At 58.5% G+C, this 13,305-nt stretch carries 10 protein-coding genes; 5 read left to right on the forward strand and 5 right to left on the reverse strand.

The window, feature by feature from the left end:
* Window positions 1-4: 4 nt before the first annotated feature.
* From AB4O45_RS17435 to AB4O45_RS17445, 3 genes are all read right to left on the reverse strand, one after another.
* Window positions 5-1,441, reverse strand: coding sequence for an OprD family porin (locus AB4O45_RS17435; protein WP_056782911.1), 1,437 nt, complete (start codon window positions 1,439-1,441; stop codon window positions 5-7).
* A gap of 176 nt (window positions 1,442-1,617) precedes the next feature.
* The gene (locus tag AB4O45_RS17440; protein ID WP_041477956.1) at window positions 1,618-3,216 is read right to left on the reverse strand and encodes an ABC transporter substrate-binding protein; all 1,599 of its coding nucleotides are present in this window, start codon (window positions 3,214-3,216) and stop codon (window positions 1,618-1,620) included.
* Window positions 3,217-3,519: 303 nt separating this feature from the next.
* Entirely contained in the window at window positions 3,520-5,145 is a 1,626-nt protein-coding gene (locus tag AB4O45_RS17445) for an ABC transporter substrate-binding protein (RefSeq protein ID WP_016771716.1), read from the reverse strand.
* Window positions 5,146-6,410: 1,265 nt separating this feature from the next.
* Here AB4O45_RS17445 and AB4O45_RS17450 point away from each other — a divergent pair.
* Window positions 6,411-6,773 (forward strand): DUF6124 family protein, encoded by a 363-nt coding sequence (locus tag AB4O45_RS17450; RefSeq protein ID WP_460160369.1) that lies wholly within the window; start codon window positions 6,411-6,413, stop codon window positions 6,771-6,773.
* A 169-nt stretch (window positions 6,774-6,942) separates the two neighbouring features.
* Here the strand turns inward: AB4O45_RS17450 and AB4O45_RS17455 are convergent, their stop codons facing one another.
* Window positions 6,943-7,659 carry an SIMPL domain-containing protein gene (locus tag AB4O45_RS17455; RefSeq protein WP_460160370.1) on the reverse strand — a complete coding sequence of 239 codons (717 nt, stop codon included), beginning with the start codon at window positions 7,657-7,659 and terminating at the stop codon, window positions 6,943-6,945.
* 409 nt (window positions 7,660-8,068) lie between these two features.
* On the opposite strand from AB4O45_RS17455, the gene AB4O45_RS17460 reads away from it, so the two are divergent.
* The 4 genes from AB4O45_RS17460 (at window position 8,069) to AB4O45_RS17475 (ending at window position 12,633) form a co-directional block, all read left to right on the forward strand.
* Complete coding sequence (locus AB4O45_RS17460) at window positions 8,069-9,331, forward strand: ATP-binding protein (RefSeq protein WP_016771713.1); 1,263 nt, start codon at window positions 8,069-8,071, stop codon at window positions 9,329-9,331.
* Complete coding sequence (locus AB4O45_RS17465; RefSeq protein ID WP_003221630.1) at window positions 9,324-9,884, forward strand: response regulator transcription factor; 561 nt, start codon at window positions 9,324-9,326, stop codon at window positions 9,882-9,884. Before AB4O45_RS17460 ends, AB4O45_RS17465 begins: the two co-directional genes overlap by 8 nt.
* 96 nt (window positions 9,885-9,980) lie before the next feature.
* Window positions 9,981-11,708 carry an ABC transporter ATP-binding protein/permease gene (locus AB4O45_RS17470; RefSeq protein ID WP_041477961.1) on the forward strand — a complete coding sequence of 576 codons (1,728 nt, stop codon included), beginning with the start codon at window positions 9,981-9,983 and terminating at the stop codon, window positions 11,706-11,708.
* A 175-nt stretch (window positions 11,709-11,883) separates the two neighbouring features.
* Complete coding sequence (locus tag AB4O45_RS17475) at window positions 11,884-12,633, forward strand: FadR/GntR family transcriptional regulator (RefSeq protein ID WP_177327011.1); 750 nt, start codon at window positions 11,884-11,886, stop codon at window positions 12,631-12,633.
* A gap of 3 nt (window positions 12,634-12,636) precedes the next feature.
* Here the strand turns inward: AB4O45_RS17475 and AB4O45_RS17480 are convergent, their stop codons facing one another.
* Complete coding sequence (locus AB4O45_RS17480; RefSeq protein WP_150636096.1) at window positions 12,637-13,017, reverse strand: hypothetical protein; 381 nt, start codon at window positions 13,015-13,017, stop codon at window positions 12,637-12,639.
* Window positions 13,018-13,305: the final 288 nt, after the last annotated feature.

Consider the following 13,305-nt stretch of genomic DNA (forward strand, 5'->3'; position numbering starts at 1 on the left):
GTTTTTACAGAATGTTGAACGGGATGGTGGTTACGAGGCGGAACTCGTTGATGCTGCCGTCCGATTGGAACTCGCTCGCACGGTGGGCTGTGTAGGTGCCGCGAATCGTGGTGGCTTTCAGAGGACCGCTTTGTACCGCATAGGTCGCACCGATGCCGTATTCATAGTGGTGCTCGCCATCCTGTTCCTGGATGCCGTCGTAGCCTTTGCCTTCAACGCCTTTGTTGCCGTTGTAGTGCGTGCCATCGATTCCCCAGCCGCGAGCTTGATAGATGTTGAATTTCAGGCCCGGCACACCGTACTCGGCCATATTGATGGCGTATGAAACCTGGAAGGATTTCTCGTTCGGGCCGTTGAAGTCCGACAGCAGGGAGTTGGCTAGGTAGATACCGTTAGTCTCGTGCAGGTAATCGAAGTACTCGTTACCGTTTACTTGCTGGTAGGAGAAGGTCAGGTTATGCGCTTGGTGGGTCAGTCCGAACGACAGCGAGTAGGTGTCGTTGTCGATGTCGCCCAGCAGCTTCTTACCTTCGTCGACGGTTTTGTAGTAGTTGAAACCGGTAGTCAGGGCGAGGACGCTGCTGTCACCCAGTTCATGGGTGGCGCCGAAGTAGTACTGGTTCCACAGATCTTCAACTTGCGTGCCCCATAGACTGGTTTTCAGACTTTCGAGCGGCTGATAGCTGATACCGGCGGTGTTGACCTTGTCGGATTCGACACGGCCGTTGGCATACTCGGCGCGGAATTTCTGCAGGCTTTGTTCCGATCGTGGCGAGACGCGATCAAAAGTGGCCAAGTCGAAGGACAGATTGTTCAACTCTTCACTGTGCAGGGAGACACCCTCGAAGCTCGAAGGCAGTGCACGGTTGCCGATCACGTCGACCTGCGGGCTGCTGAAGCTCATACGACCGGCAGTCAGAGTGGTGTTGGAAACGCGCGCCTTGATGTTGGCAAGGCCTACCTTGCTCCACTGATCTACGGCTTCACCGTTATTCTTGTGCGTCAGGGTGCGGTTGTTACCCGATCCCACGCCCGTCTTTGGGGCGCCGCCATTTCCGGAAGCCAGATTTTCACGATCACGTTCAAGCGCAATTGCGTTATATGCCGCAACTTCGGTGCTGATACCTACAGTGCCCTCGGTGAAACCCGAGTTGTACTTGACGATGGTCCCTTGCACCCAGTTGATCCGACGGTCAGTTTCGGCCGGAGAACCATTTTTTTTATAGGAGAATTTGCCGCCGCGCTTCAGTTGCTCGTTGGCGTACCAGTTACGTGTCGTACCGGTGATCGACTGTCCTTCGACGAACCCAGTGGCCTCAGCCTGGGCGCTCTTGGTGTTGACGGTCACCGGGGTGAACGCCTGGCTCTGGGTTTCCGCATAAGCCGTGGCGGTGATGCTGCTGATGGCCAGGGCCAGTATCGCGGTGCTGCTCAGTTTCATGGGTGAAGCTCCTTTACTTTCTTTTTATCCCGGCTTTTTTTGGTATGCCGGTTATTGGTTTAGAACTCGTTCACACATCGCAAACGTTTGCAAAAAGCCGGATTGGCGAATTTAGGCAAAGCGCTTGCGTGAGGGGAGTAGACGGCTCCCCTCAGCATTGCGGCTAATCGGTTGGTTTAATCGATACTGACACCCGAGAACACGTTGCGGCCGAAAGGGCTGACTTTGAATCCTTCAACCCGGGTGCTTAACGGCTGGTTGACCGTCGAGTGGGCGACAGGCGTGATCGGCACTTGCTGTTTAAGCAATTGCTGGGCCTGTTTATAAAGCACGGTGCGCTGGTCGCGGTCGGTGACGACCTTGGCCTGTTTGATCAGCTTGTCGTAAGCCGGATCGCACCACATGGAGTAGTTGTTGCCGCCGATGGCGTCACAGCTGTACAGCGTGCCCAGCCAGTTGTCCGGATCCCCGTTGTCACCGGTCCAGCCAATCAGGCTGACGTCGTGCTCGCCGTTCTTGGTGCGCTTGATGTACTCGCCCCATTCGTAGCTGACGATCTTCACTTTCAGACCGATCTTGGCCCAGTCGGACTGGAGCATTTCGGCCATCAGTTTGGCGTTCGGGTTGTACGGACGCTGCACCGGCATTGCCCACAGGGTGATCTCGGTGCCTTCTTTCACGCCGGCAGCCTTGAGCAGTTCCTTGGCTTTTTCCGGGTTGTAGGCGGCGTCCTTGATGGTGTCGTCGTAGGACCACTGGGTCGGTGGCATGGCGTTGACGGCCAGTTGGCCGGCGCCTTGATAAACAGCGTTGAGAATTCCCTGTTTATTCACCGCCATGTCCAGCGCCTGACGCACTTCCAGTTGATCGAACGGCTTGTGGCGCACGTTGTAGGCGATGTAGCCGAGGTTGAAGCCTGGCTTGGAAATCAGTTGCAGTTTCGGGTCGGCCTTCAGCGCTTCAACATCGGCAGGACGCGGGTGCAGGGTGATCTGGCACTCGTTGGCCTTGAGCTTCTGCACACGTACCGACGCGTCGGTGTTGATCGCGAAAATCAGGTTCTTCAGCTTGACCCGGCTCGGATCCCAGTACTGCGGGTTACCGGTGTAACGGATGTTCGAGTCTTTCTGGTAGCTCTTGAACACGAACGGCCCGGTGCCGATCGGCTTCTGATTGATGTCGCTCGGCTTGCCGTCGGCCAGCAGCTTGTCGGCGTATTCGGCAGACAGAATGGCGGCGAAGCTCATGGCGATGTTCTGGATGAACGCGGCGTCAACACTGTTGAGCGTGAACTCCACGGTCAGCGGCCCGGTCTTCTCGACCTTGGCGATGTTCTTGTTCAGGCTCATCCCGTTGAAGTACGGAAACTCGGTGGGATAGGCCTTGCGGAACGGCTGTTGCGCATCGAGCATGCGATTGAACGTGAACAGCACGTCGTCGGCGTTAAAATCGCGGCTCGGCTTGAAGTAAGGGGTTGTGTGAAATTTCACGCCTTCACGCAGGTGAAAGGTGTATTTCAGGCCATCTTCGGAAATGTCCCACTTGGTTGCCAGACCGGGTACGACATTGGTCGCGCCTTTTTCGAACTCCACCAGGCGGTTGTACAGCGGCTCGGCGGCGTCGTTGTCGGTGGCCGTCGTGTATTGCGCGGTATCGAAACCCGCCGGGCTGCCTTCCGAGCAGAACACCAGGCTGTCGCTGGCGGCGTAGCTTGCAGACGTGGCGGCCAACAGGCCGGCGCCCAACAGTGCGGAAAAAACCAAGGTATGGCGCATGACGCTCCCTCTTTTTTTAGTGTTATGCAATGCACCTGGATCCCGATCCCGGGACTTTCTGGTCGCATTGAGCTCAATCCAAATACGTACGGCAAAACCGGTGGCCCACGCAGACACTGGTCAGTACGCGACGGTAGGCACCGTGCCTCTGGCAGTAAATACGTAATTGCCTTAATGCTCGTAGGAAAAGTCGACGCGCCTATACCGAAGCAATCATCTGCGGCGGATTTGGGTGTAGGCCTTTTCCTTTTTTCCCGGTAGATAAAGCAACGGCGACGTCAGAAACGCCGCCGTTGCAATGTCTTACTTGCTGACGCTGACGCCGTAGAAGGAATTCAGGCCAAATGGGCTGATCTTGAAATCCTGCACGTTGGCGCGCATGGGTTGATACACCGTCGAGTGAGCGATAGGTGTCATTGGAACTGCATCTTTGAGGACGTGTTGCGCCTGTTTGTACAGCTCGGTGCGCTTGCCCTGGTCGGTAGTGCGTTTGGCTTCTTTCACCAGGCCGTCGAACTTCTTGTCGCACCACTTGGAGAAGTTGTTGCCGCTCAGCGAGTCGCAGCCGAACAGAACGTTGAGCCAGTTGTCCGGATCACCATTGTCACCGCTCCAGCCAATGATCATGGCCTGGTTCTCGCCACCTTTGGAGCGCTTGATGTACTCGCCCCACTCGTAGCTGGTGATCTTCACTTTCAAGCCGATCTTGGCCCAGTCGGACTGGAGCATTTCAGCCATCAGTTTGGCGTTCGGGTTGTACGGACGCTGCACCGGCATCGCCCACAGGACGATCTCGGTACCTTCCTTGACGCCGGCTTCCTTGAGCAGCTGTTTGGCTTTCTCAGGATCGTACTTGGCATCCTTGATGGTGGTGTCGTAGGACCACTGGGTCGGCGGCATCGCGTTGACGGCCAGTTGGCCCGCGCCCTGGTAAACCGAATCGATGATCTGCGGCTTGTTCACGGCCATGTCCAGCGCCTGACGCACGCGCAGGTCAGCCAGCGGGTTGGCCTCGTTGCTGCCCTTGACCTTGTCCATCACGTTGTAGGCGATGTAGCCCAGGTTGAAGCCGGCCTGATCCGGCATCTTCAGCGACTTGTCTTCTTTCAGCGCTTTCAGATCGGCCGGACGCGGGAACAGGGTGACCTGGCACTCGTTCTTTTTCAGCTTCTGGATACGCACTGACGGGTCGGTGGTGATGGCGAAGATCAGGTTGTCGATCTTCACGTCTTCAGGTTTCCAGTAGTCCTTGTTGCCGGTGTAACGGATGTTCGAGTCTTTCTGGTAGCTCTTGAATACGAACGGGCCAGTGCCGATCGGCTTCTGGTTGATGTCGGCGGCTTTGCCATCCTTGAGCAGTTGGGCCGCGTATTCGGCGGACTGCACGGAAGCGAAGCTCATGGCCATGTTCTGGATGAACGCGGCGTCGACTTCTTTCAGGGTGAACTTGACGGTGTGGTCGTCGACTTTATCGATCTTGGTGATGTTGGTGTCCATCCCCATGTCGGTGAAGTACGGGAATTCGGTCGGGTACGCCTTACGGAACGGGTCATCCTTGTTAATCATGCGATTGAAGGTGAACAGCACGTCGTCGGCGTTGAACTCACGAGTCGGCTTGAAATACGGGGTGGTGTGGAACTTGACGCCTTCACGCAGGTGGAAGGTGTAAGTCAGGCCATCATCGGAAATGTCCCACTTGGTCGCCAGGCCAGGAATCACGGCGGTGCCGCCGCGCTCGAACTGGGTCAGGCGGTTGAACATGGTTTCGGCTGAGGCGTCGAAGTCGGTTCCGGTGGTGTATTGGCCTGGATCAAAACCGGCCGGGCTCCCTTCGGAGCAGAACACCAGGTTAGTCGCAGCGGTGGCGAAAGGTGCGGAGGCTAACAAGCCTGCGCCGACTAGAAACGGAATGACCGCGTGTTTAAGCATGTTGGCCTCATGATTTGTTGTCATTTTTTAGTTGTGAGGTACGACCTCGTGAGTCGTGCCTGCGGATACTTATGCAGGCCCCATACCCAATGCAAGATCCAGAGCGGTCGGCGGCGTTAAACGGTGGCACGAACGTACCTTAATGTCGCATCCGTATAACTTTTGACGCATTTGACCGTTTGCGGGTGGTTTTTGCGGTGCATTCGGGGCACTGAAATGGTGCGGTGGAGGTGTCGGGTGCGCTGGGGTGGGGCTTGGTGTTACTTATTTATACCCTTGGGGATGGGCGGGGTTGAGGGGTTTTCGGGGTGGGCTTTGGTGGGGTGGATTGGGGCAGGGATTGGGGAGTTTTACTTGGTGCAACTGGGTGTTTCGATTGGTGGCACCTTGGCGGCCTTTGGGCCGACCAGGCTCTTGGGTTTTGAGTGTATATCCGTTTCTGCGAGTGTTGCGGATTGCGGTTCCGCCCTTACGGCGGGTCACCTTTTTCAAACGCCAAAAAGGTAACCGAAAAGGCTTGCTCCTGCGTTCGGCCCTCGCAGGCTCGGGTTCCTTCGCTGCGGGACTGATCCGGGCGCAGCGGCTCCGGTTTGCTTCGCTGCACCTACACTCGCTGTGTACGACTGCGTCGTACGGTCGCTGCGCTCCCACGCCCGGATCAATCCCTCCACTCAGCCTTCCGACGTCGCCGGTGGATCAAGATCAAGAGCAGGCGAGCTGACACTCGGCCTATTGAGTGGTGAAGAGCGGGTGTTCGGCGTTATTTTTGTTGTGGATTTGCCCCGCACCCCAGCCCTCTCCCCGAGAAGAAGGGGCTGATTTGTGTGTTTTTCAAATCCTGAGTTCAACTCGGAGTTTCACGTTGGCGTATCTCCCCCAAACACCTCGGTCAGTCCCCTCTCCCTCTGGGAGAGGGTTAGGGTGAGGGTTTGCTTTTTGGCTGTTTAAATCCGCTGCGAAACAGCCAGAACCTTCCCACAAGGTTTTCAGGTTGTCCGTCGGACGTCCGCTCTCTAGGCTTGGGTCGTCGCTGGTTGTTCAGCGATCGGGTGTGAGAACCCGACATTCATAGTCATTCAGTGCCCAGATCCGCATAATTGCCGCCAGCAAGTTTGCTGCCTGCAAGTGCGTTATGGCGGCTCTGTGCGGGCGGGCTTATGTCCGGCCGGGTGCCTATGACCGGTTTTCTCACCCCGCACAAAGCTGCCACCTCTTCGTCGTGTGAGAAACGGCATCGAGATGGCTCAACCTCATAGGTGAAGCGCATGAGCAAACCAGTCCCCGACCCACCCGAAGAAACCTCAACCCCCCTTGAAGCCGCGCTGCGTGCCGACGATCTCGCGAAGAACCGCGAAGCCATCAAGCGTGCCCTCGATTTCTATCTCTGCCCGCCACCCGGCAAACCCCATCCACCCAGCACGATGTTTCTGATCCAGCCCGACATCGACACCGAAAGCCTGCTGGCTCACGCCTGTGAGTCCCTTGCTTCAGCCAATACGCTGGCCAGCGATTTCGCCGATCAGCTCGGTCGTCCGCAACGCAATACGGCGCTGGCGATTCAGCAGATCATCATGCTGGCGGAGCTGGCGGTGAATCGGGCGCTGGATCGGGTTGATCCGCACGCTTGAGATCGCGTCATCGTTCTTCGCGAGCAGGCTCGCTCCCACATGGAAATGCGTTCAACCTGTGGGAGCGAGCCTGCTCGCGATAGCGGTGGATCCTTCACTACAAAACCCGGACACAAAAAAACCGGCAACCATTTACTGATTGCCGGTCCTTCATTCAGCCAAGCTCAAATCACTGCATCAACACTTCAATCGAGCCATCGGCGGTCATGCTGACCTGACTGGTGCCGGCTTCGACTTCCGGGGTGACTGGTGCGGAATCCATGGCTGCGGCTTTCATCATCATCGGCGCGCGCAGGTACGGTTGTGGATAACCGTTGCTGTTGAGGTTCAGGTTGACGATTTTGTAGCCCTTGCCGCCCAGTGCATCGGTGGCCAGTTGGGCGCGGGTCTTGAAGGCGGTGACGGCTTCTTTGAGCAACTGGTCTTCGCTGGCCTTGCGGGTCGGGTCGGCGATGGCGAAGTCCATGCCGCCCATTTTCAGGTCGGTCAGCAGCTCGCCGGTGAGTTTGGACAGAGCGGCGAAGTCGGTGCTTTCCAGGCGCAGTTCGGCGCGTTCGCGCCAGCCGGTGATCTTCTGGCCTTTGGTGTCGTAGATCGGATAGCTGTTGCGGCTGCCCGTACGCAGGGTGATGTCTTTGACTTGCTTGGCCTGGGTGGTGACCTTGTTCATGGTGGTGCTGATGGCGGCGGCGAGTTTGGCCGGGTCGGTGTTCTGCTCTTCGGTGTAGAGCGTCACGATCATCTGGTCGCGGGCCACTTCCTGGCTGACTTCGGCGCGCAGGGAAATCTGGTTGTAGTGCAGCTCATCGGCGGCCAGCGCCGGGAGGCTGGCGACGCTGCCGACGGTCAGAGCGAGGAGGGCGGCGCTGCGGCGAAATGTGTGCATGAAGGCTCCTTGAATGAGGCGCAGGTGATGGGTCGCGGCCTGCGTGAACCATCAGACTCTAACTTCTATGATCCGGTTCGCCCAGTTACAACTTCTATACAGATACCTGCGCGCAGTGGGGAGTGCTTCTGTGGCGAGGGGATTTATCCCCGATCGGCTGCGCAGCAGGCGCAAATCCGGCTGATGCGGTATGTCTGGTTAAATGAGGTCGCATGATTTGGGGCGGCTCCGCCACCCAGCGGGGATAAATCCCCTCGCCACAATGATCTCCAATAGCCTTCGGAATTTTCTTCAACTCAGATGAGTTCTCCATCGTCGCCATGTGGTCGTTTGCCGCACTTTCGCCTCTGAACCCCGCGCGTTGGTTATACTCCGTGCGATCCGCCTGGAGCGCTCATCAGGAGAGCTCATGCTCGCCCCCGTACAACTGACTTCCGCCACTCGCCAGAACCTCTGGCGGCTGACTTTCATCCGCACCCTGGTGCTCGCCGCGCAGGCCGGCTCCGTGGGCCTGGCCTACTGGCTGCAATTGTTGCCTTTGCCGTGGGTACAATTGGCTATGACCTTGGGCTGTTCGATTCTGCTCTGCGTGTTCACTGCCGTGCGCCTGCGCACATCGTGGCCGGTGACCGAGCTCGAATACGCGCTGCAACTGGCCTGCGATCTGGTGATTCACAGTGCGCTGCTGTATTTCTCCGGCGGTTCGACCAACCCCTTTGTTTCCTATTATCTGGTGCCGTTGACCATCGCGGCGGTGACCTTGCCGTGGCGTTATTCGGTGATTCTGTCGGGCATCGCGCTGGCGCTGTACACGCTGATGCTGACGCGTTTCTATCCGCTGGAAACCTTGCCGGTCGCCCGTGAGAATCTGCAGATCTACGGCATGTGGCTGAGCTTTGCCCTGGCCGCTGCGGTGATCACCTTCTTCGCCGCGCGCATGGCTGAAGAACTGCGTCGGCAGGAAGAGCTGCGGGCGATTCGTCGGGAGGAAGGGCTGCGTGATCAGCAGCTGCTCGCCGTTGCGACCCAGGCCGCCGGTGCTGCGCATGAATTGGGCACACCGCTGGCCACCATGAGCGTGTTGCTCAAGGAAATGCAGCAGGATCACCCCGATGCGCTGCTGCAGGACGATCTGAAAGTGCTGCAGGATCAGGTCAAGCTGTGCAAGGAAACCTTGCAGCAACTGGTCCGTGCCGCCGAGGCCAATCGGCGCCTGGCAGTGGAGATGCAGGATGTCACCGACTGGCTCGACGAAGCGCTGAACCGCTGGCACCTGATGCGCCCGGAGGCCAGTTATCGCTTCCAGCGTCTCGGTCAGGGGGCGGTGCCGCGCATGGCGCCGCCGCCGGATCTGACCCAGGCCTTGCTGAATTTGCTCAACAATGCAGCCGACGCCTGCCCGGAAAATCTCCAGGTGACCCTCGACTGGGACGCAGAGACTTTGACCATCAGCATTCGCGACCACGGCGCCGGTGTGCCGCTGGCCATCGCCGAGCAGATCGGCAAGCCGTTTTTTACCACCAAGGGCAAAGGCTTCGGCCTGGGCCTGTTTTTGAGCAAGGCCAGCGTGACACGCGCCGGCGGCTCAGTGAAACTCTATAGTCATGAGGAAGGCGGCACGCTCACCGAGCTGCGCCTGCCCCACGGCGCCCGAGGAGACCAACATGAGTGACGAAATCCAAGTCGAAGGCGAAGAACTGCCGCATCTGCTGCTGGTCGACGACGACGCGACCTTCACCCGCGTCATGGCCCGCGCCATGGCCCGTCGCGGCTTTCGCGTCAGCACCGCCGGTTCCGCTGAAGAAGGCCTGACCATCGCCCAGGCCGATCTGCCTGATTACGCCGCGCTGGACCTGAAAATGGACGGCGACTCCGGTCTGGTCCTGCTGCCCAAGCTGCTGGAACTCGATCCGGAAATGCGCGTGGTGATTCTCACCGGTTATTCGAGCATTGCCACCGCAGTGGAGGCGATCAAGCGTGGCGCCTGCAACTACCTGTGCAAGCCCGCCGATGCCGACGACGTGCTGGCCGCGCTGCTGTCCGAGCATGCCGACCTCGACAGTCTGGTGCCGGAAAACCCGATGTCGGTCGACCGCCTGCAATGGGAGCACATCCAGCGCGTGCTCACCGAGCACGAAGGCAACATTTCCGCCACGGCCCGCGCGCTGGGCATGCACCGCCGCACCTTGCAGCGCAAACTGCAGAAGCGCCCGGTGCGTCGCTGAACCTGCGCTGAACGACTATCGCCAGCCCTCGCGATAAAACGCGCCGATCATCTATGATCGGCGCGTGTCCGTTCTTTTTACTATCGAGCCTTATCCATGAATCAGAACGCTGAATATTCCGCGGTCAACGATGCTGTGCGCGGGCAGTTTTTTCGCAAAGTCTGGGCGATGACCACGCCTTACTGGCGCAGCGAAGAGAAGGGCAAGGCCTGGACGTTGCTGATTGCCGTAATTGCGCTGACGCTGTTCAGCGTGGCGATTTCGGTGTGGATCAACAGTTGGTACAAGGATTTCTACAACGCTTTGCAGAGAAAGGATGAAGCCGCGTTCTGGCAGTTGATTCTGTATTTCTGCGGCATCGCGACCGTGGCGATTCTCGGCGCGGTGTATCGGTTGTATCTGACGCAGATGCTGACGATCCGCTGGCGGGCGTGGCTGACCGAAAAGCACTTCAAGCGCTGGCTGGACCACAAGAATTACTACCAGCTGGAGCAGGGCGGTTATACCGATAACCCCGACCAGCGGATTTCCGAAGACCTCAACACTTACACCGCCAACACCCTGAGCCTGGGCCTCGGGCTGCTGCGCACGATTGTCAGTCTGGTGTCGTTCTCGATCATTTTGTGGGGCGTGTCGGGCAGTATCGAAGTGTTCGGCATCGAGATTCCCGGCTACATGTTCTGGTGCGCACTGTTGTACGCGGCGGTCGGCAGTTGGCTGACGCATTTGATCGGTCGCCGTCTGATCGGTCTGAACAACAAGCAACAACGCTTCGAAGCAGACCTGCGTTTTTCCATGGTGCGCGTGCGTGAGAATGCGGAAAGCATCGCCTTGTACAACGGCGAACCCAATGAAAACCGCCGCTTGAGCAATCGCTTCGGACTGGTCTGGCACAATTTCTGGGACATCATGCGCGTGTCCAAGCGCCTGACGTTCTTCACCTCCGGCTACGGGCAGATCGCAATCATTTTCCCGTTTGTCGTCGCCGCACCGCGCTATCTGTCCGGCAAGATCGAACTGGGCGAGCTGATGCAAATCAACTCGGCGTTCGGCAACGTGCAGGAGAATTTCAGCTGGTTCATCACCGCCTACTCGGATCTCGCCGCGTGGCGCGCCACCTGTGATCGTTTGCTGAGTTTCCGTCAGGCCATGAGCGACAACGAACAACGCACCCCGGCCATTGACGTGCAGAACCAGGGCAGTGAGTTGCAGGTGCACAACCTCGGCCTCGATCTGGCCGATGGTCGTCACCTGCTGACCGACGCCGACATGACCGTTGAACCGGGTGAGCGCGTTATGCTCAGCGGGCGGTCCGGCAGCGGCAAGTCGACACTGCTGCGAGCGATGGGGCATTTGTGGCCGGCGGGGCACGGCAATATTCGTTTGCCGGCGGCGCGTTATCTGTTCCTGCCGCAGAAGCCTTATCTGCCGATCGGCACATTGCGTGAAGCGTTGAGTTATCCACAACCGGGCGACACCTACGCGCCGGAACGTTATGCACAGGTGCTGGAAACTTGCCGTCTGCCACACCTGGTCGGGCGGCTGGATGAAGCCAATCACTGGCAGCGCATGCTTTCACCGGGCGAGCAACAACGCCTGGCCTTCGCCCGCGCGCTTCTCTACGCACCGCAATGGCTGTACATGGACGAGGCTACATCGGCGATGGATGAAGAGGACGAGGCGACCTTGTATCAGGCGTTGATCGATGAGATTCCGGGGTTGAGCATTGTCAGCGTCGGTCACCGAAGCAGTTTGAAACGATTCCATCCACGGCACGTGCGGATCGACAGCGGGCACCTGGTGGAGCAACCCGTAACTGCCTGACCCCACGGATCCCTTGTAGGAGCTGCCGAAGGCTGCGATCTTTTGGTTTTTAAGATCAAGATCAAAAGATCGCAGCCTTCGGCAGCTCCTACATGGAGGTCGTGTTGACGGTGATCGTACAACCCGCTTGAGCTATGATGGCGCCAAGCCGAACTTTCGAGACAAGATGCAGACCATGGAAAAGCTGATCGACACCCCGCGCCTCCCCCGCAAGCGCCGCAGCCTCGCCCAGGAATTGGTTACGGTGTTGAGCGAGCAGATCCGCGATGGCCTGCTCAAGCGTGGCGACAAGTTGCCCACCGAGTCGGCGATCATGGAAGCCCATGGCGTCAGCCGCACCGTGGTCCGCGAGGCAATTTCCCGTCTGCAGGCCGCCGGCCAGGTAGAAACCCGCCATGGCATCGGCACCTTTGTTCTCGATACGCCGAGCCCGAGCGGTTTCCGCATTGATCCGGCCACCGTTGTCACCCTGCGTGACGTGCTGGCGATTCTCGAATTGCGCATCAGCCTCGAAGTCGAATCCGCTGGCCTTGCCGCGCAACGCCGCAGCCCCGAGCAACTGGCAACCATGCGCGCCGCCCTCGACGCCTTGAACGAAAGCGCGTCCCATGCCAGCGATGCGGTGTCGTCGGACTTCGCTTTCCACCTGGAAATCGCCCTGTCCACCGGCAACCGCTACTTCACCGACATCATGACGCACCTGGGCACCAGCATCATTCCACGTACGCGGCTGAACTCGGCGCGGCTGGCCCACGATGATCAACAGCACTACATGAGCCGCCTGAGCCGCGAGCACGAGGAAATCTACGACGCGATTGCCCGTCAGGACTCCGATGCCGCGCGTGCGGCGATGCGTCTGCACCTGACCAATAGCCGTGAAAGACTGCGCCAGGCTCATGAAGAGGCGCAGGCGCAGCGAAGCTGAGTCTTACGCCTCTATGCGCAATCGCAGCGGCAGCGAATACGGCTCCATGCTCGACTCATCGCGAAACTTGTAACGCAGCTCCACCTCGCGGTTCAGGTACGGTTGCAATGCCTCTTTCGGCAGCTGCACCTCGATGTCGAGCAACTTTTCCATTTCATCCTCGGCGTCGTCCCAGGCGCCAGTGTCCACCTCATCACCTTCCCATTCAGGTTCCTCGGCATCGCTGCCGAGGACCGCGTAGACGCTCCAGTTTGCTGCGAAATCGCTGGAATCCGGGACCTGCACGGTGAGGATGTCCGGCAATTGCGAGAGCTGAAGCGTCACGCAATCGTCTTGCGCTGGGGCGACGTGGGTGAGGGTGGGGGCGGCAAAATGCATCGACATAGCGGCTTCCTTTGAGTGGTCCGCCACGATCCTTCGTGGCAGTCGACGTACTTTACGAGCCGCAGGTCGCTACAGAATTAAACGAATCCAGACCGGATATTTCAGCCTTCGAAAGCGTCAAGCACGAGCCTTGTAGCCATTTCATAAAGCGCAAAAGCCAATCTTGTCCGACAAAAAAGCCCTGCCAACGATGAAATGCAGTTGACGGTTATTTTTTAAGTTGTACGATGACCTACAACTTCGGCGAAGGCTGAACGGTCCACTCACAATAAAACGTTGCTACCAGGG

The organism is Pseudomonas sp. S2_B10 (assembly GCF_054668425.1).

Coding starts and splice junctions, on each gene's coding strand:
- AB4O45_RS17445 (WP_016771716.1), bottom strand. CDS start 5,145: ATGCTTAAACACGCGGTCATTCCGTTTCTAGTCGGCGCAGGCTTGTTA.
- AB4O45_RS17455 (WP_460160370.1), bottom strand. CDS start 7,659: ATGCACACATTTCGCCGCAGCGCCGCCCTCCTCGCTCTGACCGTCGGC.
- AB4O45_RS17440 (WP_041477956.1), bottom strand. CDS start 3,216: ATGCGCCATACCTTGGTTTTTTCCGCACTGTTGGGCGCCGGCCTGTTG.
- AB4O45_RS17475 (WP_177327011.1), top strand. CDS start 11,884: ATGGAAAAGCTGATCGACACCCCGCGCCTCCCCCGCAAGCGCCGCAGC.
- AB4O45_RS17435 (WP_056782911.1), bottom strand. CDS start 1,441: ATGAAACTGAGCAGCACCGCGATACTGGCCCTGGCCATCAGCAGCATC.
- AB4O45_RS17450 (WP_460160369.1), top strand. CDS start 6,411: ATGAGCAAACCAGTCCCCGACCCACCCGAAGAAACCTCAACCCCCCTT.
- AB4O45_RS17480 (WP_150636096.1), bottom strand. CDS start 13,017: ATGTCGATGCATTTTGCCGCCCCCACCCTCACCCACGTCGCCCCAGCG.
- AB4O45_RS17460 (WP_016771713.1), top strand. CDS start 8,069: ATGCTCGCCCCCGTACAACTGACTTCCGCCACTCGCCAGAACCTCTGG.
- AB4O45_RS17470 (WP_041477961.1), top strand. CDS start 9,981: ATGAATCAGAACGCTGAATATTCCGCGGTCAACGATGCTGTGCGCGGG.
- AB4O45_RS17465 (WP_003221630.1), top strand. CDS start 9,324: ATGAGTGACGAAATCCAAGTCGAAGGCGAAGAACTGCCGCATCTGCTG.